Raw genomic sequence first — 19637 nt, 5'->3', positions numbered from 1 at the left:
CCCCGCACCGGATGCCGCCGAATCGCGCTCCCGAGCGCGAGCCGGGGACCCACCAGCACCACCGGGGTGAGTCCCGCTCCCGGCGATCCCGGCAGCGGGTAGGGCACTCCCAGCCCGAACCCGTCAGCTCACCCGGTAGGCGGCCAGGGGAGGAACGGAGAACAACCGCGCCCGGGGCCCAGCGCCCCCGCGCCCACAGGTCCGGGACCGTCGCGCTCCCGCCTGTCCACCAGCACGCACAGCCGTCGCACGGCGCCCTCAGCCGGACCCCCGTGTCCGGCCGGTGCCGCACGCCCGGCTGACGACCCCTGTCCCGCCCGACCGCTGCGGCACCGTCGGACGACGGTGCCGCACGTCCGCGCCTCCAGGAGGACGGCTCCATGCACGCACGCACGACGACCCAGCACGCCCACCCGACCGGGCGCCCGCGCCGCCGGGCCCTGCACCTGCTCACCGCCACGGGGGCCATGGCCCTCGCGGTCACCTTCGCCGGACAGTCGGCCGCCCAGGCCGACGAGTGGTCCCGCGGTGACTCCGCCGCGCCCGGCGGGTGGAGCGACGGCGGCTGGGGGGACCGCGACGGCCGCGGCGGCGAGGCCGCGCCCGAGGCCGCCGCTCCGGCGCCCGAGGCGGCTCCCGCCCCGGCGCCCGCTCCGGCTCCGGCGCCCGCTCCCGCACCGGCCCCGGCTCCCGCGCCCGCCGCCACCGGCGAGCAGGCCTACAAGGACTACGCGGCCGGCCAGCTCGGCGACGCCACCCAGTTCGGCTGCCTCGAGCAGCTCTGGGAGGCCGAGAGCGGGTGGAACCCGAACGCGCAGAACCCGAGCAGCACCGCGTACGGCATCCCGCAGTTCCTCGACTCGACGTGGGCGAGCACCGGCATCGCCAAGACGTCGGACCCCTACCGGCAGATCGACGCCGGGCTGATCTACGTCGAGAACCGCTACGGCAGTGCCTGCGCCGCCTGGGACCACTTCCAGGCGAACAACTGGTACTGAGCCACCTGCCCGCCGGGTCCCACCCCTCGGGGTGAGACCCGGCGGGCGCCGGTCCAGGGGCGCCCACCCCGTGTCGAAGGGAGGGGACAGCCAGCGGACGGGAGCACACCATGGGCAGGTCGCGCACCGACGCCGAGCAGCAGGTGGCCGAGCTGCTGCACACGGCGAGGAAGTCGCTGCACATGCCGGTGGCGTTCCTGACCCGGATGGACGGCACCACCCAGCACCTCGAGGTGGTCGACACCCGGGTGCCGGTGCTGGTCCAGGAGGGCGCGAAGGTCGTCCAGGAGACGTCGTTCTGCCAGGCGATCCTCGACGGCGAGCTGCCGCCGGTCATCGACGACGTCACGAAGTACCCGCTGGCGATGTCGCTGCCCTCGGCACGCATCCCGCGCATCCGCAGCTACGTGTCGACGCCGGTCACGCTGTCCGACGGCAGCCTCTACGGCACGTTCTGCGCGTTCGGCTTCACCTCCGACAAGGAGCTGACCACCCGCGACGAGGCCCTGATGAAGGTCCTCGCGTCGGCCGCCTCGGTGATCATCGAGCCCGAGCTGCGCGCCCGGCAGCGGCGCGACGAGATCGACGGCCGGCTCGAGCCCCTGGTCGCCGCCGGCGGACCGACCGTCGTCCTGCAGCCGATCGTCTCCCTCGGCACCGGCGCCCGCGTCGGCGCCGAGGCGCTCAGCCGCTTCCCCGCCGACTGGGGCAAGGCCCCCGACGTCGTCTTCGAGGAGGCGCACAGCATCGGCCGCGGGCACGAGGTGGAGCTGCTGGCCCTGCGGCGCGCCGCCGAGCACCTGTCCCGCGTGGACGGCTACGTGGCCATGAACGTCTCGCCGCAGACGCTGCTCACGCCGGAGTTCTCCGCGCTGCTGCACACCCTGCCGCTGCCCCGCATCCTGCTCGAGCTCTCCGAGCACGACCCGGTCGAGGACTACGACGCCCTCACCACCGCGCTGGTCCCGTTCCGCGCCGCCGGGATGCGGCTGGCCATCGACGACGTGGGCGCCGGCTTCTCCAGCCTTCGGCACATCGTGGTGACCTCCCCTGACGTGATCAAGATGGACCGCAGCATCGTCAGCGGCCTGCACACCGACCCGGTGCTGGCCAAGCTGGTCGAGTCGCTGGTCACCTTCGGCCACGGCTGCGGGGTCACCGTGGTGGCCGAGGGCATCGAGACCGGCGAGGAGGCCGCGGCGCTGCTCGACCTGGGAGTCGACCTGGGGCAGGGCTGGTACTTCGGCCGCCCCGGCCCACCGGAGGCGCTGGTCCCCGCCGCGGTGCCCCGGCCCCGGCTGGAGCAGCCGGCCTGACCCTCACGCGCCGGGCGGCCGGCGCAGCAGGGAGACCACGTGGTCGGGCGCCGACGTTGCCCGCGGCCACCGGCACGAGGACGGCGTCGGCCTCGGGGTACACGGCCCAGCAGTCGGCGACGAGGGCCCGGAGCATCGCCGTCCCCGCTCCCCCGCCGCGCACGTCGGGCCCGCCGATCAGGTAGTCGATCGACAGCGCCCGCGGCGGGACGTCGACCACCGCCGACAGCTCCGCGACGTGCTCCGGGAAGTCGGCGATGCGGTGGCGCTGGACCAGCCCGAACGGGCGGCCGGCACTCAGCGCGAGCAGCACCTCGACGGGGTCGGTGCCGTCGATGCACGGGCCGAAGTCGGCCTCCACCGCCTCGGGCGTGGTCTGGTGCGCCCACCAGCGGGCGACCAGCGGCTCGGCCAGCCACCGCGCCGGCAGCCCCAGGTCGGCGCGGGTCAGCGGTCGGAAGGTGACCGGCCCGTCGAGCACCGCGCCAGGCTAGGCGCCCTCGTCCCGCCGAGGGCCCCGCTCCCCCCGTCAGAACGGTGGCGGGTCGTGGTCCGGCTCGCCTGGCGGCGGCGCTGAGTGCTCGGCCGGGGGTGGTCGCGTGCCCGGTGGTCGGGTGGTGCGGGTGATGCCGGACGGGGTGGTCACGGTGAGCACACCGTCGGGGCTCATCTGGAAGCGCCAGCCGGGGGCGAAGGTCTTCAGCCGGTGGTGGCTGCGGCACAGGCAGCAGAGGTTGGCGCAGTCGGTCGCCCCGCCGTGCGCGTGCGCGATGACGTGGTCGGCATCCGCCCACCCGACGCGCTGGCCGCAGCCGGGGAAGCGGCAGGTGCGATCGCGGGTGTGCACGAACGTCTGCTGCGCCGTCGACGGCTCGTAGGTGTCCACCTCGGCCGGCCGGTCCAGCACCGCGCACCCGCAGTCGGCGGCCGGGTGCGTTGGGCATCCCCGCTTGGCGAGGCGGCGGAGCCGGTCGAGGGTGGTGGTGGCCCATAGGGCACCGTCGTCATCGGTCAGCGCCAGGGTCACCGAGCCGCCCTCCGGCGTGCGCAGGCCGAGCGCCTCGAGCCGGGCGAGCAGGTCGCGGAGCTGGCCGATGGTGATGGGTAGCCCGTTGACCTCGCCCGCCTGGGACGACTCGCCCGTGAGTGCCCCCAGCGTGGCGATCAGCTGCAGGTGCGCGGTCACCGGTGGCCGGGTGTCGTCCCACGGGCGCTGGATCAAGTCGGCGAGCACCGCGGCGCGCAGTTGGCCGATGGGGCGCTCGTCGTCGTCCTTCTTCATCAGCACCGCCAGCCGGTCGACCAGGTCGAAGCACGCCGCGGCGACCGGCGCCGGCAGGTCCGCGGTCAGGCTGCTCATGCCTTCCCGGGGTGAGGGGTAGACGCGCACGTCGGCCTGCCGCTCGGCCTCCTTGCGCCGAGCATCGACCGCGTCCGCGTCGACCGCCAGCAGCGCCGCGACCGCCCGCTTGCGCAGGGTATGGGTGGTCCAGCCGGCGGCCTCGGGCAGCAGCCGGGACTCCACCTGCCGCGCCACATACGGGTCGGTGTGCTGCAGCACGTCCACCAAGACCTTCGCCCGCGCCTCGTCCAGCACACCCTCGGCCAGCGCCGCCCAGGTGCCGGGCAGCGACTCCCGGAAGACCCACGCCCGCTGCGCGAGCAGCGAGGCCGACCGCCGGCCGCAGTTGAGGACCATGGCCAGCTCGGCGGTGAAGAACTCCGAGACGCCGGGCAACTCCGCATCCGGCGCCCACGACCCCCGCTTCGCGCCGGGCGTCCCGGGCGTGGGGTCGAGGTCGTCGGGACTGTCGTCGGCCAGGCCCAGGACGAGTTCCGCCTCGTAGGCCGCGAGCCGGGCCTTCAGTGCGGCCACGTGCTCCAGCTCGGCGGCCTTCTGCCCGCGGGTCAGCAGCGCGACCGGCAGCCGTCGCAGCTCCGGTGGCTCGGCGACGAGCAGGCCGAGGAGGCCACCGGCGACCGGCGGCTGGTCCTCCCCGAGCTGCTCCACGGGACGAACCTACGACCGGGGTACGACAGTTCCCGCAGGTCAGTGGCCAGCACGAGCCGAGGTCCCGACGTCCGGCGAGGAGGCAGCCACGGCCCGGGCGGCAACTACACCCATCGCACCGCCCTGCCGACGAGGGGGGTGACGCAGCCAGCTCGTCCCGGAGGATCGAGGAGGAACACCACGGTGACGACAGGCGCCACCGGAGTCGCCTCCGCGATGCCGTCCTGGCGTCGGCGCGTCGTCGGCCGCCACCCCGGCCTCGCCGTCCTCACGGCGTGCGTGGTGCTGAGTGTGTTCGTGTTGCGCTGGGGGCTGCTCGCCAGGTCCCTCAGCGACGCGGGCAACCTGTTCGAGGTCCTGCCGCCGATGTGCCTCCTGGTCACGGTGCAGTGCCTGCTCGACACCTGCGGCCTGGCCGTGGACCCGGCGGGCCATGTCGAGGTCGTCGAGGTGCGGCGTGTGCCCGTGGACGACCTGGTGGGGATCGGGCACGACGACGGCCTGCACCTCCGCCTGGTGTCCGGTCGGCGCATCGGCAGCACCGCCTACGGCGCGTCGCTGCCGGGACACCTCCTGAACCACCCGCGCTCCGTCCGCGCCGCGCGCCGCATCGAAGCCGCCACCGGCGGGCTGCCGGACAGGGCGAGCGACCGGCGTGGCGGCCGGACACCGTGCGGACGCGGCTGCGGTCCTGCGCCTTCCTGATGACCGTGGGGCGGCCGCACGGCGCCGAGCCGGGCGGCTGTGCACCTGCCGGGGCCACCGCGGGCGCCGAGGGCCCGACGTGTGCACGGTCGCCGGCCGCGCCCCCTACGGTGCTCGCGTGCCCCGCTCCGCCACCGCCCGGGACGTGCTGGCGTACCGCCTCGCCGTCCAGCAGCTGGACCGCGAGTCGGGCACGGTCGCCGACACCGCCGTCCTCGACCTCGGGGTGCAGGACACCGGGCCCGACGGCGGGCTGTGGGCGCTGGCCAACCGCGGCGTCGTCCCCGGGAGCGGGGAGCTGGCCACCGTCTGGACCCTCCGCGGCGCCCCGCACCTCCACCGCCGCGCCGACCTGCCCGCCGTCGCCACCGCGACCGCGCCGTTCTCCGAGGCCGACGCGGCCAAGCGGGTCTTCGACGCGGCCCGGCCGCTGAAGGCCGCGGGCATCCCGGTGCTCACCGCCCTGGACCGGATCGCCGTGCGGATGCGGGAGATCGTCCCGGCACCGACGGTCAAGGGCGACATGTCGCGGCGGCTCTCCGACGCGATGGAGGAGCCCTACAACCGGTACTGCCGGCCCTGCGACGCGGTGCACCTGTACGAGCAGCCGTTCCGGCTGGCCGCACTGCGCGCCGGGCTGGAGCTGCAGGCGGGCACCTCACCGCCGGTGCTGCAGCCGATCCCCGGTTTCGCGCCGGCGGACACCGTGCCCCGGCGGCTCGACGTCGTCCGCGCGTACCTGCACCTGCTCGGCCCGGCCACCCCGCAGCACGTGGCCGGCCACCTCGACGCTCCGGTGGCCGACGTGCGGGCCCGCTGGCCGGAGGACGCCGTCGAGGTCGACGTGGACGGCGAGCGGCGCTGGCTGCTCGCCGCGGACGCCGACCGGCTGGGCGCACCTGTACCGGCGGTCACCCGGCTGCTCGGCCCGTTCGACCCCCTCCTGCAGGGCCGCGACCGCGAGACGCTGGTCGCCGACCCCGCGCGGCGGAAGGCCACCTGGCCCGCGCTCGGCCGGCCCGGCGCGGTGCTGTCCGACGGCGGGATCGCCGGGCTGTGGCGGCCGCGGAGGGCCGGGTCGTCGCTGACGGTGGCCGTCGACCCGTGGGTGCCGGTGTCCCCCGCGCTCCGGGCGGCGGTCGGCGAGCAGGCGGAGCGGCTGGCCGCGTTCCGGGGGGCCCGCCTCGGGGCCGTCGAGCTCGGCTGAGCGGGACCCGGCGTCCACCGGACGACGGACCCCGCGCGGCGCCCGCCGGTGCCACGATGCCGGGCATGGGTGAAGCCGTCCGTGCCGAGGAACTGCGGGTCTCCGACGTCGAGCGCAGCGCCGTGCAGGAGCGCCTGCGCCGGGCGGTGGGGCACGGCCAGCTGGACCTGACCGAGTTCGACGAGCGGGCGCGCGCGGTCTGGGCGGCACGCACCCGCGGCGAGCTCGACTGGGTCACCCGGGACCTGCCCGAGCCGCCGCCCCCACCGCCGCCGGCCCCGCGGCACCGGGTGTTCTCCGACGGCGCCGGCGGCACCACCATGCGGGTGCTCAGCACGGTGTGGCTCAGCCTCGTCGCGGTGAACGTCGTGGTCTGGACGCTGGTCTCGTTCGTCAGCGACGGCGCCGTCCACCCGTGGTTCGTCTGGTTCGCGCCCTCGGGTGCGGTCCTCGCCGTCCTCTACGCCACCGGCATCGGCCGGCCGCGGAGGTCAGCGCCGTGACCGGCGGCGTTGCCGCGTCTTGGCCCCGTACATGGAGCGGTCGGCGCGGGCGATGACCTCGTCGGGCGTCTCCCCGGGACGCCCGACGGCGCTGCCGACGCTCACGCCGACCACGAGCGGGCCCGCGGCCGTGGGCAGGGGGACGGCGGCCTGTTCCCCGACCCGCTCGGCCATCCGGGCCAGCTCGTCGTCCTGGCAGCCGGGGCAGAGCACCACGAACTCGTCACCGCCGAACCGCGCGACGACGTCGCCGGGGCCGCCCAGAGTGCGCAGCCGCGCCGCGACCTCGACCAGGACGGCGTCGCCCACCGCGTGACCGTGGTCGTCGTTGACCTTCTTGAAGCCGTCGAGGTCGCAGAAGAGCACGCCGCAGACCTCGTGCCGGTCGGACGCGAGGTGGCGCTGCAGCTCCTCGAAGAACGTGCCCCGGTTCGGGATGCCGGTGAGCCGGTCGGTGCGGGCGCGCTCGCTGAGCAGCTCCTCGCGGCGCCGCTGGTCGGTGACGTCGATGCCGACACAGGCGACCGCGTAGGGCCGGCCGGCGCCGTCGACGAGCACGTTGTTCTGCATGGAGACCAGCCGCCGGTCGCCGTCGGCGGTCAGCCAGTCCCCCTCCTGCGGGAAGGCACGGCCGGTGACCATCGCGCGCTCCACGGCGTCGAGGGCGAGCTCGCGGTGCTCGGGGACGACGAAGACGTCGACGAACAGCCGCCCGAGGACGTCCGCGGACGCCCGCCCGGTGAACCGCTGCAGCGCGGGGTTGGCCAGCAGGATCCGCCCCTGGGCGTCGACGATGCAGACGAGGGCGTCGGTGCCCTCGACGAACTCCCGGGCGAGGCGGGCGTCCACTCAGCCCGGGGCGCCGGGGTCGCCGACCCCCACGGGACGGGGCGCCGCCCGGCCGGCCGTGCACCTGTTCGCCATGTCGCCTCCTGCTGGTCCGCGCCCCCCGGAGACGCACTGCAGGGCATGACACCACGCGAGGCCTGCCCCGTCGATGCGGCACGGGTGCGTGTCGTGAGGTCACGCGCGTGTGCCGCGCCCGCGGGGTACGCAGGCGGGGACGCCCGCACCGACCGAGGGAGGAACCATGACCGGTCCCGACGACGCCTTCCTGGCGCCCGACGACGCGCTGCGCGACTTCGACGAGGTCACCGACGTCGGGGTCGGCACGGACGGCGGCGAGCGTCCCGGCGCGGACGACGCCGCGCGCCCGAACCCCGCCGGGGCCGCGGTCGAGGACGCCGGCCGCTCGGCAGGCCCACCCGAGGGCGGGGCCGGGGAGCCGTAGCCACCGGCGCTTCCCCGGCGCGGTGTCTCAGCCCTAAGGTACCGACCCATGGCAGGGGGTCGCCGGGTCCGGATCGGCATCGACACCGGCGGCACCTTCACCGACGTGGTCGCCGTCGACGAGGACACCGGGGCGACGACCACCACGAAGACGCCCTCCACCCCGGCCGACCCCGCCGAGGGCTTCCTCGCCGGTGTGCGCAAGGTGCTGGACCTCATGGGCCTCGACGGCGGCGCGGTGACCGCGGTCAGCCACGGGACGACGGTGGCCACCAACCAGCTGCTCGAGGGCCGGCTCGACCGGATCGGGTTCATCACCACCGAGGGCTACGAGTCGGTGCTCGAGATCGCCCGCCAGTCGGTGCCCGACGGCTACGGCAACAGCTACTTCTGGGTCAAGCCGCCGCGGATCGTCCCGGCCGACCTGGTCCGCACCGTCGGCGGCCGGCTCGACCCCACGGGCGCCGAGGTCCGCCCGTTCCGCCGCGAGGACGCCGTCGCCGCGGCGCGGTTCTTCCGGGACGCCGGGGTGACGACCATCGGCGTCTGCCTGCTGCACTCCTACGCCGACGACGCCCACGAGCGGGCCGTGCTCGACGTGCTCCGCGCGGAACACCCCGGCGCCGTCGTCAGCATCTCCAGCAGGGTGCTGCGCGAGTACCGCGAGTACGAGCGGTCGGTGACCACCCTGGTCGACGCCGCGGTCAAGCCGCGGGTGGCCGCCTACGTGCGCGGCATCCGCGAGCGGCTCGACGCGCTGGCGCCCGGCGTGCCGTTCCACGTGATGAAGAGCAACGGCGGGGTGCTCTCGGCCGAGGAGGTCGTGCACCAGCCGATCACCACGATGCTGTCCGGCCCGGCCGCCGGCGCGCTGGGCGCGGCGCTGGTCGCGGGCAACGCCGGCTTCGACCGCGTGCTCACCTGCGACGGCGGCGGCACCTCCACCGACGTCACGGTCGTCGTCGACGGCGAGCCGGCGCTGACCACCGAGGGCTCGGTGGGCGCCTACCCGTCGAAGGTCCCGATGGTCGACGTGGTGACCGTCGGCGCCGGCGGCGGCTCGATCGCCTGGCTCTCGCCGGAGGGCACGCTCAAGGTCGGCCCGCGCTCGGCCGGCGCCGACCCGGGCCCCCTGTGCTACCCGTCGGGCGGCACCGAGCCCACGGTCACCGACGCGCACGTCGTCCTCGGCCGGATCCCGCCGCACCTGCTCGGCGGGGAGATCCCCTTGTCGGTCGACGCCGCGCGGGCCGGGCTCGGCGCGCTGAGCGAGCGGCTGGGGCTGTCGCTGGAGCGGACCGCGCTGGGCATCCTGGAGATCTCGGCGTGGAACCAGGCCAACGCGCTGCGGCAGGTCACCGTCGCCCGCGGCCTCGACGTCCGCGACTTCACGCTGACCACCTTCGGCGGGTCCGGCTCGCTGCTGGCGTGCCGGCTGATGGACGTCCTGGGCCTGCCCCGCACGCTCGTCCCGCCCGACCCGGGCAACCTCAGCGCGTTCGGGCTGCTGACCGTCGACGTCCGCAACGACCACGTGCAGACGGCGATCAGCCGGCACGCCGACCTCGACCTCGACCGGGTGCGCTCGGCGTTCGCCGCCCTGGAGGAGCGTGCGCGGGCGTCGCTGGACGGCGAGGGCTTCGCGCGCGACGTGCAGGTGGTGCAGCGCACGGCGGACCTGCGCTACGTGGGGCAGGCCTTCGAGGTGCGGGTGCCGGTGGCCGACGGCGCGCTCGACGCCGCGGCCGCCGACGACGTGGCCGCCGCCTTCCACGCCGCGCACCGGCAGCTCTACGGCTACGACCTGCGCGACGACCCGCGGCAGGCCGTGGAGTGGGTGAACCTGCGGGTGACCGGGATCGGTCCGATCCGCCGTCCCGACCTGGTGGCGCTGCCCTCGCGCGGCGGGGGTCCCGAGCGCGCCGTGACCGGGTCCCGCCCGGTGCTCTTCGACGAGGACTGGGCGCCCACGCCCACCTACGACCGCACGCGGCTCGCCCCCGGCGACGTGGTGAGCGGCCCCGCGGTGGTGGAGGAGTTCGGCTCGACCGTGCCGCTGCACCCCGGCTTCGCCGCGACCGTGGACACCTTCGGCAACCTGCTGATCGAGAGGGCCGCCCGATGAGCCTCACGGAGGGGGCGCCCGCCGACCCGGTGCTCGTGGAGATCGTCGCCGGCACGCTGGCCGCGATCGAGAAGGAGGTGGAGACCTCCATCGGGCGGACGTCGCGGTCGCCGATGATCCGCGACGCGCACGACTTCCGGGCCGGCATCCACGACCGGCAGCTGCGCAAGCTCACCGGCCGCTCGTACTCCGCGCTGGTGCACCCGGTGGTCCGCGACCACCCGGTCGCGACCATGCACCCCGGCGACGTCTTCTTCCACAACGACGTCTACCTCTCCGAGGGCGGGATCGGGCACCTGCCCGACCTGTGCGTGACCGTGCCGGTCTTCGCCGACGTCGACGGCGCGCCGGCCGTGGTCGCGTTCGTGCAGGCGTTCGGCCACCACGACGACATCGGCGGCGCCGTCCCCGGGTCGATGCCGAGCGCGGCCACCAGCGTGTTCGAGGAGGGGCTGATGGTCCCGCCGATCAAGCTGTGGGACCGCGGCGTGCGCAACGAGGCGGCGCTGGCGATCATGACCCGCAACTCGCGGATGCCCGACTCGCTGGCCGCCGACCTCGACGCGGAGTGCTCCGCCTGCCTGGCCGGTGCCCGCCGCCTGGGCGAGCTGTTCGACCGCTACGGCGTGGCCGCCGTCGAGGCGTGCTTCGACGCGATCCTGGACGCCTCCACCGAGGTCTACCGGCGGGAGGTCCTGAGCCGGATCCCCGACGGCACCTACGTCTGGGAGGACTACGCCGAGCACGACGGCGTCGAGCCGCCGAAGCTGCACCGCCAGCGGATCACGCTGACCATGGACTCCACCCGGGAGACCCCGCTGGTCATCGACTTCACCGGCACCGGCCCGCAGGCGAAGGGGCCGATCAACCACTGCGGCGACTACGCCGACGGCAACTTCCTCAAGAAGTGGCTGGCGCCGATCCTGCGCAACCTCGCCGAGACGCCCGAGCGGATGGCGCAGCTCGACGTCAACGAGGGCGTCGTCCCGCTCATCGAGATGCGCTTCCCGGAGAAGGGCACGCTGCTCACGCCGGTGTTCCCGGCGCCGACGAACGCGCGCACCTTCGTCATCCTCCGGCTGCTCGGCGTGCTCGCCGGGGTGCTGGCCAAGGCCACGGGCGGCCGGATGCCCGCCGACCAGGAGACGATCCGCTACACCGGCGTCTACGGCACCGACTCCGACGGGCAGCCCTACCTCATGCGCGAGGTGCTCGGCGGCGGCTCGGGCGGGCGCTGGTACGCCGACGGCGAGGACACCATCCACGTCGTCCCCGACTCGCGGAACCTGCCCACCGAGTTCACCGAGAGCCGCTTCCCGCTGCGGGTGGAGCGCCTCGGCCTGGCACTGGACTCCGGCGGCCCGGGCCGCCACCGCGGCGGCTGCGGCTACGAGAAGCACGTCCGGGTGCTGCGCGACGCGCACTTCATGTCGATCGCCGACCGCTCGATCCTGTCCTGCTGGGGCGTCAACGGCGGGCGGGCGGGGCGGCCGTTCCAGGTGACCGTGGACCCCGGCGGCCCGGACGAGCACGACGTCGACGCGCTCGCCGACGCCGAGCCGCTGCCGGCCGGCACCGTCGTGCGGATCCGGACGACGGGCGGCGGCGGGTGGGGCGACCCGCTCGAGCGCCCCGTCGAGGAGGTGCTGCGCGACGTCGCCTGGCGCAAGGTCTCGGTGGCCGGCGCGCGGGACGACTACGGCGTCGTCGTCCTCGACGACGGCACGTGCGACGAGGCGACCACCGACGCGCTGCGGGCAGAGCTGCGGTCGGCCCGCACCGGCGACGAGCCCTTCTTCGACCGCGGCCCGGGCTACGCGCTGCTCTCCGGCGGCGCGGCCAGCAACGAGTTCGACGTCCTCTGAGGCCTCAGCGGCCCAGCCCCGCGTCGTAGGCGGCCACGATCGCCGCGGCGCGGTCGCGGACGCCGAGCTTGGCGAGGATCGCCGAGACGTGCGACTTCACCGTCCGCTCCCCCAGCCGCAGGGCGCCGGCGATCTCGGCGTTGCTCGCCCCCCGGCACACCAGGCGCAGCACGTCGGCCTCGCGGGGGGTGAGCCGGTCGAGGACTGCCGTCCCGGCAGCCGGGGCGGGCCGGCGGCGGGCCCGGTCCAGCACCCGTGGCAGCACCCGCGGGTCGAGCCAGGCGCCACCGGCGGCGACCGCGCGGACGGCGTCGACGAGCACCTCGGCCGGGCTGTCCTTGAGCACGAACCCCGCGGCGCCGGCGTCCAGCGCCGCCCACAGCACCTCGTCGTCGTCGAAGGTCGTCAGCGTCAGGACCGGCGGCGCGCCGGGCTCGGACCGCAGCCGGCGGATGGCCTCGGGGCCGTCCACGCGCGGCATCCGCACGTCCACCAGCACCAGGTCGGGCCGGTGTGCCCGGACGGCGGGCAGCACCCCGGCGCCGTCCTCGCACTGCGCGACGACGGTGAAGCCGTCCTCGGAGCCCAGCACCATCGCCAGCCCGGCGCGCACCAGCGCCTGGTCGTCGGCCAGCACGATCCGGACGGCGGCGCTCACGCCTGCCCTCCCCCCGCCGGGGCGGACACGGCCCGGTCGCCGGCGTGCCGCGGCAGGGCGCACCGGAGCACCCAGGCGCCGTCCTCCGGGCCCCAGGTCAGCTCGCCGCCCAGCGAGGCCACCCGCTCGCGCAGCCCCACCAGCCCGAAGCCGCCGTGTCCCCCGCCGCCGTGTCCCCCGCCGGGCAGGTCGTTGCGCACCCGGGCCTCGACACCACCGTCGTCGACCGTGACGCGGACCTCCACCGGGGCGCCGTCCGCGTGGCGGGCCGCGTTGGCCAGCGCCTCCTGGACCACCCGGTGCAGGGTCACGCGCGCCACCAGCGGCAGCGATCCCGGGGACCCGGCGGTGTGCAGAGTGACCGGCAGGCCGGCCGCGCGGTAGCCGTCCGCGAGCTCGGCGAGGTCCAGGGAGACCACCGGGTACTCGTCCTGCCCCGACCGCAGCAGGCCCACCACACCGCGGATGCCGTCCAGGCTCTCCCGGCACACCCGCTCCGCCTCCTCCAGCGCCCCCTCCGCGGCCCGCGGGTCGCGGCGCAGGACCCGGCGCGCGCCACCCACGTGCAGGACGACGACGGTCAGCGAGTGCGCGACGAGGTCGTGCACGTCGCGGGCGATCCGCTGCCGCTCCTGCCGCGCGGCCGCCTCGGCGAGGCGCTCCTGGGCGACCCGGAGGTGGTCGGTGAGCACCGCGGCGCGGTGCAGCAGCACCCCGACCAGCACGCCCAGGACGGTGCCGAAGGCGAAGTACAGCGACCCCGCGCCGCGCTCGACCTCGCCCGCCCCGGGCGGCAGCAGGCCGGCGAACGGGGCGAACGGCACCGCGACGGCCGCGGCCGTGGTCGCCGCCAGCAGCCCGCGCCGGTCGGTGCGGGTGGCCACCCGCGCGGCCGTGGCGATGGTGAGGAACAGCGCGCTGCCGACCCCCGACCACGCCACCACGGGCACGACCGGGGCCACGGCCAGCACGGCGAACAGGGCCAGCGGGAGGTCGGCGCCCGCGGCCACGAGCAGCCAGGGGACCAGGGCGAGCACGAGACAGACCAACACCGGCAGGACCGGCGGCCCCTCGAGCGCCGCCGCCCCGGCCGACACGACGGCGACCAGCGCGTATACCCGGTCCGACGGTGCCCGGACCCCCGTGGACCCCTCCATCGCGTGCGCTCCTCGCCCGGGCGCACCCCGCGGAGGAGCCCGCGACCGTGGGTGCCCGGCCCTGCGGAGACTAGTGACCGCGCCGCCCCGGCCGGATCGTCCCGCAGGGCGGTGCGGCCTCGTCCTCGAGGACGAGGCGGCACCGGGCCGCGGGACCGGTGACGGCCGGCCCCCGGCTCGCCACCATGGCGGCACCACCCGGTACCGCTGACGGAAGGACGGTCCCGTGACGACCGCGACGACCCCCCGCCCCCTCGCTGCCCTCCCCTGGGCCTGGCTGGCCTCGGCGGGGCTGGTGGGGGCGCTCGGCTACCTGCTGTTCGCGATCTCCGACCACGCGCACGAGCGCACCGCCGGGGGCCTGCTCCTCGGCGTCGCCGTCCTCGCCCTCGTCGCCGGCTCCCTGACCCGGCGGGGCGCCCCGGACGCCCGCCGGACCTCGCTGACCGCGAGCGCCGCCGCGGCGGTGGGCGGCCTGGCCGCCGGGCTGGTGGCGGCCGCCGGGCCCGCGGGTGCCGGCGACCTGTGGCTGGTCAGCGGCGTGCCGCTGGCCTGCGCGGGCGCGACGGCGCTGCTGGCCCTCCTCGCGGGCGGGCGGGCACGTCGCCGGGTCAGGTGACGGGGTCGGTGCTCCCGGCCCCCGGCTTGGCCGAGTCGCCGGTCTGGCCCTCGTCGCCGCTGGTGGAGGTGTCCTCCCCGACGCCCTCGGGGCGCAGCGGCGTCTCCTCCAGCACCTGCTTCTCCGCCTGCTCGCGGTCGGTTCCCGGCACCTCGGTCATGGTGGCCTCCTCTGCCTCGGGGGACGCCTACCCGCCGACCTCGCCGCCGCAACCCGGTTGCGCCGACGGCGGAACGCGGCGGCTCAGGCCCCGGGGGTCCGGGCCGCCTCCTCGGCGCCGCCCTCCTCGTTGTCCCGGTGGACCTCGCGGGCGGTGCCGTGCAGGTCCTCGGCCTCGCTGCCGGCGGTGCCACTGGGCGTCGAGCGCACGCCCTGGGCGTCGCCCCCGCCGGACCCGGTGCTCTCGGTCATGGCCGTCCTCCTCCGTCGACGGAACGCAGGCTCCCACTGTGCTCGCCGGCGGCCCCGGCCGCGAGGTGGCGCACGGCCTCGGCGGTGACGGCGTCGGCGGGGAGGAACGCCTCCACGGAGAGCTCCGCGGCGGTGAGGTCGACGGCGGTGCCGAAGGTGGTCACCGTGCTCAGGAAGGACAGCACGCCGCCGCCGGTCCGCAGCCGCAGCGGGACGGCGATCCCGTCGGGCGTGGAGCGGTCGCTCCCGCCGGGCAGCGCGGTCAGCTCCCGGTGCAGCGCGGCCAGCCCCGGGTCGCCGGTCAGGTCGGCCTCGTGGCCGAGCCGGTGCAGCACGTGCGCCCGCCACTGCGCGAGGTTGGCGATCCGCGGCGCCAGCCCCTCGGGGTGCAGGCTCAGCCGCAGCACGTTCACGGGCGGCTCGAGCAGGTGCGCCGGCAGGCCGGCGGTGAACAGCGCCAGCGCCCGGTTGGCCGTGACCAGCTCCCACGAGCGGTCGACCACGAGGGCCGGGAAGGGCTCGTGCGCGGCGAGGACCAGGTCCAGCGCCCGGGTGACCGCGGCCAGGTCGGGGGACGCGAGGCCGCGGCGGGCGTAGGCGGGCGCGAAGCCGGCGGCCAGCAGCAGGTCGTTGCGCTCGCGCAGGGGGACGTCGAGGTGCTCGGCCAGGCGCAGCACCATCTCCCGGCTCGGGCGGGCCCGCCCGGTCTCCAGGAAGCCCAGGTGCCGAGCGGAGACCCCGGCGTCGTTGGCCAGGTCGAGCTGGGAGAGCCGGCGGCGCTGCCGCCAGCCGCGCAGCAGCTCGCCCACCGGCGGCCGCAGGGTGGTGGTCACGGGCCGGACGCTAGCGAGGCCGGGGACCGTCGTCGCCTACCTGCGAGGTAGTCGACGCCCCTCCCCGCCGGGGCCACGGTCCCCGGCATGACGAACACCACCGCCCCCGCCCGGACCCTCGACCTGCTCCCCCTGGCGCTGCGGCTCGACGCCGCCGTCACCGGCGCCAACGGGCTGGCCTACCTGGCCGCCGCCCCGCTGCTCACCGGCCTGCTCGGCGTCCCCCCGGGCGCGCTGTACGGGGTGGGCGCGTTCCTCGTCGCCTTCGCCGCCGCGGTCGCCGTCGTGGCCGCCCGGCGCCCGGTACCGGCGGTGGCCTCGGAGGCCGTCGTCGGCGCCAACCTGCTCTGGGCGGCCGGCAGCGTCGCGGTCGTGGCGACGGACCGGTTCGACCTCACCGCCGCCGGCACGGTGTGGGTGCTGGTGCAGGCCGCCGTCGTCGCCGGCTTCGCCGTCCTGCAGGTCGCCGGCCTGCGCCGCCGCTGACCCGGCCCGGGGTCCGCCCGGAGGGCCCGCCTCACCCGCGCCGCCGCTGCCACCAGCGGCGGCGCGGTCGCGCGTCGGGCGCCTCGGCGGCCGGCGGCTCCGGCGGGGGCGGCCGGCTCTCCCGCCACCCCTCCACCAGCGCCTCGACGTCGGCCAGGCCCGGAACGGGCGACCAACGGCTCTCCTGCGGACGGCGCCAGAACGCCTCGACGCGGGCGTTGTAGTCCCCGGCGACGGCCCGGACGGCGCCCTCCGACGGGAGGTCGGCCACCCGCTCGGGCAGCTCGTCGCGCTCCCGGCGCAGCCGCAGGCCCGGCGGCAGCATCTCGGCGGGCCGGATGCCCTCGCGACGGGCCTTGGCGATGGCCCAGTCGTAGGCGGTCTCGTCGGGGTCCCAGGCCGGCAGCGGCTCACCGGCACCGCGCAGGCCGGCGAAGTCGCCGCGCTGCTGGGCCTGGCCGATCTGCCGCTCCACCCAGGTCTCGAAGGACACCCCGGGCGGCTTGCGGTCGGTCACGCCTCCATGCTCCGCCTCTGCCAGGCTCGGGTGCATGCGGACGACGGGCAGCCGGGAGGTCTACCGCAACCCCTGGATCCGGTTGCGCGAGGACACCGTCGAGCGGGCCGACGGCTCCACCGGCGTCTACTCCGTCGTCGAGAAGCCGGACTTCGCCCTCGTGATCGCCGCCGAGCGGGACGGGTTCTGGCTGGTCGAGCAGTTCCGCCACCCGGTCGGCCGCCGGGCCCGGGAGTTCCCGCAGGGCACCTGGTCCGCCGAGGCACTGGCGGCGGGCGGCGGCGGGACGCCGGAGGAGCTCGCCCGCGCCGAGCTCGCCGAGGAGACGGGGCTGCGGGCCGGCCGGCTCGATCACCTGGGCCACCTCGACCTGGCGCCGGGGCTGTCGACGCAGGAGTTCGACGTCTGGCTGGCCACCGACCTGACGCCCGGCCCGACCGCCCGCGAGGTGACCGAGGCCGACATGGTCGCGGTCTTCGTCCCCGGGGCCGAGCTGCGGGAGATGGTCCGCGACGGCCGCTTCACCGACGGCCCGTCACTGGCCGCCTACGCCCTCCTCCTGCTGCGCGGCCTCTAGCACGTCCACGGCCGGTTCACGCCGCGGCGCGGAGGGCGCGCAGGGCGGGGGTGACCCGGGCGAGCTCGTCGAGCATCGCCTTGCCGCCGGCCTCCAGCTCGACGTTGGGGACGAAGCGGCCGTCCTCGTCGACGAACTGGGCGAAGAAGGGCACCGACACCGCCTCGACCACCGGCAGCAGGCGCAGCGCGCCGAGCACCGGCTTGAGCGCCGACGAGGCCCGCAGGCCGGCCGAGACACCGCCGTAGGTCACCAGCCCGGCCGCCTTGTCGGCCCACTCGACCGACAGGTAGTCCAGGGCGTTCTTCAGCGAGGCCGGGAAGGAGTGGTTGTACTCCGGCGTGACGAAGACGAACGCGTCGGCGCGCGACACCGTCGCGCTCCAGTCCCTCGTGTGCTGGTGGGTGTAGCGCTGCAGCCGCGGGTGGTCGGGCTCGTCGAACACCGGCAGGGCGACGGCGGCGAGGTCGACCAGCTCGACGTCGAACCCGCCGTGCTCCCCGGCCAGCCGCGCCACCCACTCGGCGACGGCGAGGCCGCGGCGGCCGGGACGGGTGCTGGCGGCGACCACCTGCAGGACGGGACGGGACACCGGGACCTCCGAGGGACGGCGGGACGACTCGTTGACCTCTCAACCGTCACCCGGGTCGAGCCCTTCCGCCACCGCGCGTGACCCCCACCGCACCGCCGCGACCCGATCGTGTCCGTTGCCGCTGCGCGGGCCCGCCAGACCCGTCGCGCAGGGTGGCGACGTGCCCTGAAGGGGTGATCCGCCGCCCAGCGACCTGCGCGGGGACCGGGTGGGACCCGAGGCTGTCCCGGTGCCGCTCGCCGTCCCCGGGTTGCCGGGCCTGCCGCCGGACCTGGCCGGGCCGGTCGCGGTGCAGCTGGCCAAGCCGGTGCGGGACCTGCCCCGGGCCGACGCACTCCCCGGCGGCTGCCGCTACGAGCCCAAGTGGGACGGCTACCGCCTCGTCGTCGTCCGCGACGGCAGCGGCACCCGGCTGTGGTCCAAGCAGGGGCGCGACCTCACCGAGCGCTTCCCCGACGTCGCCGCGGCCGCCCGCGCGCAGCTGCCGGCCGGCACCGTCCTCGACGGCGAGGTGGTCGTCTGGAACGGCGAGCGCCTCGACTTCGGTCTGCTGCAGCGCCGCATGGTCACCCCGCTGTCGCGCATGGCCGCCCAGGCCGCCGCGCACCCCGCCTCCTACGTCGCCTTCGACCTGCTCGCCGCCGGCGGGGACGACACCCGCGCCCGGCCGCTGCGCACCCGCCGGGCCCGGCTGGAGGAGCTGGCCGCCCGCTGGGCGCCGCCGATGCAGCTCTCGCCGGTGACCGCCGACCCGGAGGAGGCCCGCGGCTGGGCCGCCGACCTGCGGCCGCTCGGGGTCGAGGGCCTGGTCGCCAAGGGTGCGGCCACCCGGTACGCCGGCGGCCGGCGGGAGTGGCTCAAGGTCAAGTCCTGGGAGACGACGGAGGTGCTCGCCGGCGGGGTGATCGGCACGCTGGAGCGGCCCGGCCAGCTGGTGGCCGGGCGCTACCGGGACGGCGAGCTGGTCGTCGTGGGCCGCACGAGCCCGCTGCCCCCGGCCGCCGCGGCCGAGCTGGCCGCCGTCCTCACCCCCGCCGGGCCGGACCACCCGTGGCCCGACCGGATCGGCACCGGCCGCTTCGGCGGCGGGCGGCTGTCGGTGCCGCTGACCCGGGTCGGGCCAGGCGTCGTCGTCGAGGTCAGCGCGGACGCCGCGCTGCAGGCCGGCGTCTTCCGGCACCCGCTGCGCTTCGTCCGCGTGCGCCCGGACCTGCGCCCCGAGGACGTGCCACCCGCCGACTGACGCTCACGGGTGCTGGGGCAGCCGCCCGAGGGTGACGAGGAACCGGCGCAGCAGCCCGGCGAGCTGATCGAGCTCGGCCGGGGTGAGCCCGGCCAGCAGGCCGCGCTCGGTCTCCAGGTGGTCGGGCAGCGTGGCGTCGAGCGCGGCCCGGCCGGCCGCGGTGAGCGTGACGACGACGGCCCGGCCGTCGTCCTCGCTGCGCGTGCGGGTGATCAGCCCCTTGGCCTCCAGCCGGTCCAGCCGCTGGGTGATCGCCCCGGAGGTCACCAGCGCCGTGCGCATGAGCGCCGTGGGGGTGAGCTGGTAGGGCTCGCCCGCGCGGCGCAGCGCGGCCAGCACGTCGAAGGCGGGGGCGTCCAGGCCGTGCCGGGCGAAGGTCGCGCGCTGGGCGAGGTGGACCTCCCGCTGCAGTTGGGTGATCCGGCCGATGACCCCCATCGGTGAGCAGTCCAGGTCGGGACGCTCCCGCGCCCACTGCTCGAGGATGAGGTCGACGGCATCCTCCACGCGGATACCTCAGCAGT

At 76.4% G+C, this 19637-nt stretch carries 22 protein-coding genes, 1 pseudogene and 1 riboswitch; of the genes and pseudogenes, 12 read left to right on the top strand and 11 right to left on the bottom strand.

The genetic code is table 11. The features are described from left to right. Positions 1 to 5 precede the first annotated feature (5 nt). Positions 6 to 157: riboswitch (cyclic di-AMP (ydaO/yuaA leader) on the top strand. 223 nt (positions 158 to 380) lie between these two features. Together BMZ33_RS17165 and BMZ33_RS17160 are read left to right on the top strand one after the other, a co-directional pair. Continuing rightward, the gene (locus tag BMZ33_RS17165) at positions 381 to 998 is read left to right on the top strand and encodes an aggregation-promoting factor C-terminal-like domain-containing protein (protein WP_091113434.1); all 618 of its coding nucleotides are present in this window, start codon (positions 381 to 383) and stop codon (positions 996 to 998) included. A gap of 110 nt (positions 999 to 1108) precedes the next feature. Beyond that, positions 1109 to 2314 carry an EAL domain-containing protein gene (locus tag BMZ33_RS17160; RefSeq protein WP_091113430.1) on the top strand — a complete coding sequence of 402 codons (1206 nt, stop codon included), beginning with the start codon at positions 1109 to 1111 and terminating at the stop codon, positions 2312 to 2314. A 58-nt stretch (positions 2315 to 2372) separates the two neighbouring features. On the opposite strand, the pseudogene BMZ33_RS24715 reads toward BMZ33_RS17160, so the two are convergent. Together BMZ33_RS24715 and BMZ33_RS17150 are read right to left on the bottom strand one after the other, a co-directional pair. Then, positions 2373 to 2795, bottom strand: a pseudogene (locus BMZ33_RS24715) (GNAT family N-acetyltransferase); the annotation flags it as partial. Positions 2796 to 2843: 48 nt separating this feature from the next. Then, positions 2844 to 4325 carry an HNH endonuclease signature motif containing protein gene (locus tag BMZ33_RS17150; RefSeq protein ID WP_091113422.1) on the bottom strand — a complete coding sequence of 494 codons (1482 nt, stop codon included), beginning with the start codon at positions 4323 to 4325 and terminating at the stop codon, positions 2844 to 2846. 42 nt (positions 4326 to 4367) lie between these two features. Between BMZ33_RS17150 and BMZ33_RS17145 the strand changes: the two genes are divergently transcribed. The 3 genes from BMZ33_RS17145 to BMZ33_RS17135 all read left to right on the top strand — a co-directional run bounded on the left by BMZ33_RS17145 (position 4368) and on the right by BMZ33_RS17135 (position 6740). Beyond that, positions 4368 to 5030 carry a hypothetical protein gene (locus BMZ33_RS17145; protein ID WP_136697333.1) on the top strand — a complete coding sequence of 221 codons (663 nt, stop codon included), beginning with the start codon at positions 4368 to 4370 and terminating at the stop codon, positions 5028 to 5030. Positions 5031 to 5148: 118 nt separating this feature from the next. Continuing rightward, positions 5149 to 6237 carry a winged helix DNA-binding domain-containing protein gene (locus BMZ33_RS17140; protein ID WP_091113691.1) on the top strand — a complete coding sequence of 363 codons (1089 nt, stop codon included), beginning with the start codon at positions 5149 to 5151 and terminating at the stop codon, positions 6235 to 6237. A 65-nt stretch (positions 6238 to 6302) separates the two neighbouring features. Further along, positions 6303 to 6740, top strand: a complete 438-nt coding sequence (locus tag BMZ33_RS17135; protein WP_169064485.1) for a DUF1707 SHOCT-like domain-containing protein — start codon at positions 6303 to 6305, stop codon at positions 6738 to 6740. Here BMZ33_RS17135 and BMZ33_RS17130 read toward each other — a convergent pair. Continuing rightward, on the bottom strand, positions 6729 to 7589 hold the full coding sequence (locus BMZ33_RS17130; RefSeq protein WP_091113409.1) for a GGDEF domain-containing protein: 861 nt from the start codon (positions 7587 to 7589) through the stop codon (positions 6729 to 6731). The genes BMZ33_RS17135 and BMZ33_RS17130 overlap by 12 nt on opposite strands. Before the next feature lie 241 nt (positions 7590 to 7830). Between BMZ33_RS17130 and BMZ33_RS17125 the strand changes: the two genes are divergently transcribed. From BMZ33_RS17125 to BMZ33_RS17115, 3 genes are read left to right on the top strand one after another with little or no spacing between them, the layout of a single operon-like run. Continuing rightward, entirely contained in the window at positions 7831 to 8031 is a 201-nt protein-coding gene (locus tag BMZ33_RS17125; RefSeq protein WP_091113406.1) for a hypothetical protein, read from the top strand. Positions 8032 to 8079: 48 nt separating this feature from the next. Beyond that, a complete protein-coding gene (locus tag BMZ33_RS17120) occupies positions 8080 to 10155 on the top strand; it encodes a hydantoinase/oxoprolinase family protein (RefSeq protein WP_091113402.1) in 2076 nt (691 codons plus the stop codon). After that, the gene (locus BMZ33_RS17115; RefSeq protein ID WP_091113399.1) at positions 10152 to 12020 is read left to right on the top strand and encodes a hydantoinase B/oxoprolinase family protein; all 1869 of its coding nucleotides are present in this window, start codon (positions 10152 to 10154) and stop codon (positions 12018 to 12020) included. Before BMZ33_RS17120 ends, BMZ33_RS17115 begins: the two co-directional genes overlap by 4 nt. Before the next feature lie 4 nt (positions 12021 to 12024). Here the strand turns inward: BMZ33_RS17115 and BMZ33_RS17110 are convergent, their stop codons facing one another. Beyond that, complete coding sequence (locus BMZ33_RS17110; RefSeq protein WP_091113395.1) at positions 12025 to 12678, bottom strand: response regulator transcription factor; 654 nt, start codon at positions 12676 to 12678, stop codon at positions 12025 to 12027. Next, on the bottom strand, positions 12675 to 13835 hold the full coding sequence (locus BMZ33_RS17105; protein ID WP_091113392.1) for a sensor histidine kinase: 1161 nt from the start codon (positions 13833 to 13835) through the stop codon (positions 12675 to 12677). The genes BMZ33_RS17110 and BMZ33_RS17105 overlap by 4 nt, the downstream gene beginning before the upstream one ends. Before the next feature lie 226 nt (positions 13836 to 14061). On the opposite strand from BMZ33_RS17105, the gene BMZ33_RS17100 reads away from it, so the two are divergent. Then, a complete protein-coding gene (locus BMZ33_RS17100; RefSeq protein ID WP_091113387.1) occupies positions 14062 to 14454 on the top strand; it encodes a hypothetical protein in 393 nt (130 codons plus the stop codon). Here the strand turns inward: BMZ33_RS17100 and BMZ33_RS23460 are convergent. From BMZ33_RS23460 to BMZ33_RS17095, 3 genes are all read right to left on the bottom strand, one after another. Beyond that, positions 14447 to 14614: a hypothetical protein gene (locus tag BMZ33_RS23460; RefSeq protein ID WP_169064484.1), complete on the bottom strand. Its 168-nt coding sequence runs from the start codon at positions 14612 to 14614 to the stop codon at positions 14447 to 14449. The two genes, BMZ33_RS17100 and BMZ33_RS23460, sit on opposite strands and share 8 nt — an antisense overlap. 83 nt (positions 14615 to 14697) lie before the next feature. Continuing rightward, positions 14698 to 14865, bottom strand: coding sequence for a hypothetical protein (locus BMZ33_RS23455; RefSeq protein ID WP_169064483.1), 168 nt, complete (start codon positions 14863 to 14865; stop codon positions 14698 to 14700). Then, entirely contained in the window at positions 14862 to 15698 is an 837-nt protein-coding gene (locus BMZ33_RS17095) for a helix-turn-helix domain-containing protein (protein WP_091113383.1), read from the bottom strand. Before BMZ33_RS17095 ends, BMZ33_RS23455 begins: the two co-directional genes overlap by 4 nt. Before the next feature lie 87 nt (positions 15699 to 15785). On the opposite strand from BMZ33_RS17095, the gene BMZ33_RS17090 reads away from it, so the two are divergent. Continuing rightward, a complete protein-coding gene (locus tag BMZ33_RS17090; protein ID WP_091113379.1) occupies positions 15786 to 16184 on the top strand; it encodes a hypothetical protein in 399 nt (132 codons plus the stop codon). A gap of 31 nt (positions 16185 to 16215) precedes the next feature. Here BMZ33_RS17090 and BMZ33_RS17085 read toward each other — a convergent pair whose 3' ends face one another. Further along, positions 16216 to 16701: a DnaJ family domain-containing protein gene (locus tag BMZ33_RS17085; protein WP_169064482.1), complete on the bottom strand. Its 486-nt coding sequence runs from the start codon at positions 16699 to 16701 to the stop codon at positions 16216 to 16218. A 34-nt stretch (positions 16702 to 16735) separates the two neighbouring features. Here BMZ33_RS17085 and BMZ33_RS17080 point away from each other — a divergent pair, with 34 nt between their 5' ends. Then, complete coding sequence (locus BMZ33_RS17080) at positions 16736 to 17278, top strand: NUDIX domain-containing protein (protein WP_091113373.1); 543 nt, start codon at positions 16736 to 16738, stop codon at positions 17276 to 17278. 16 nt (positions 17279 to 17294) lie between these two features. Here BMZ33_RS17080 and BMZ33_RS17075 read toward each other — a convergent pair whose 3' ends face one another. Then, positions 17295 to 17870, bottom strand: a complete 576-nt coding sequence (locus tag BMZ33_RS17075) for an NADPH-dependent FMN reductase (protein WP_091113369.1) — start codon at positions 17868 to 17870, stop codon at positions 17295 to 17297. Between the two features lie 229 nt (positions 17871 to 18099). Between BMZ33_RS17075 and BMZ33_RS17070 the strand changes: the two genes are divergently transcribed. Further along, entirely contained in the window at positions 18100 to 19113 is a 1014-nt protein-coding gene (locus BMZ33_RS17070; protein ID WP_091113366.1) for an ATP-dependent DNA ligase, read from the top strand. 3 nt (positions 19114 to 19116) lie between these two features. Here BMZ33_RS17070 and BMZ33_RS17065 read toward each other — a convergent pair whose 3' ends face one another. After that, the gene (locus BMZ33_RS17065; protein ID WP_091113363.1) at positions 19117 to 19620 is read right to left on the bottom strand and encodes a MarR family winged helix-turn-helix transcriptional regulator; all 504 of its coding nucleotides are present in this window, start codon (positions 19618 to 19620) and stop codon (positions 19117 to 19119) included. Between the last annotated feature and the right edge of the window lie 17 nt (positions 19621 to 19637).

Origin of the sequence: Geodermatophilus dictyosporus, from assembly GCF_900115505.1 — a bacterium.
Taxonomy (GTDB): Bacteria; Actinomycetota; Actinomycetes; order Mycobacteriales; family Geodermatophilaceae; genus Geodermatophilus; species Geodermatophilus dictyosporus.
Note: the sequence above shows the minus strand (reverse complement) of the source record. Positions and strands in the feature narration are given on the sequence as shown.

Bases quoted from the DNA above. Each gene is read 5' to 3' on its own strand.
- BMZ33_RS17165 (WP_091113434.1), top strand. From the start codon at position 381: ATGCACGCACGCACGACGACCCAGCACGCCCACCCGACCGGGCGCCCG.
- BMZ33_RS17160 (WP_091113430.1), top strand. From the start codon at position 1,109: ATGGGCAGGTCGCGCACCGACGCCGAGCAGCAGGTGGCCGAGCTGCTG.
- BMZ33_RS17135 (WP_169064485.1), top strand. From the start codon at position 6,303: ATGGGTGAAGCCGTCCGTGCCGAGGAACTGCGGGTCTCCGACGTCGAG.
- BMZ33_RS17125 (WP_091113406.1), top strand. From the start codon at position 7,831: ATGACCGGTCCCGACGACGCCTTCCTGGCGCCCGACGACGCGCTGCGC.
- BMZ33_RS17120 (WP_091113402.1), top strand. From the start codon at position 8,080: ATGGCAGGGGGTCGCCGGGTCCGGATCGGCATCGACACCGGCGGCACC.
- BMZ33_RS17115 (WP_091113399.1), top strand. From the start codon at position 10,152: ATGAGCCTCACGGAGGGGGCGCCCGCCGACCCGGTGCTCGTGGAGATC.
- BMZ33_RS17105 (WP_091113392.1), bottom strand. From the start codon at position 13,835: ATGGAGGGGTCCACGGGGGTCCGGGCACCGTCGGACCGGGTATACGCG.
- BMZ33_RS23460 (WP_169064484.1), bottom strand. From the start codon at position 14,614: ATGACCGAGGTGCCGGGAACCGACCGCGAGCAGGCGGAGAAGCAGGTG.
- BMZ33_RS23455 (WP_169064483.1), bottom strand. From the start codon at position 14,865: ATGACCGAGAGCACCGGGTCCGGCGGGGGCGACGCCCAGGGCGTGCGC.
- BMZ33_RS17090 (WP_091113379.1), top strand. From the start codon at position 15,786: ATGACGAACACCACCGCCCCCGCCCGGACCCTCGACCTGCTCCCCCTG.
- BMZ33_RS17080 (WP_091113373.1), top strand. From the start codon at position 16,736: ATGCGGACGACGGGCAGCCGGGAGGTCTACCGCAACCCCTGGATCCGG.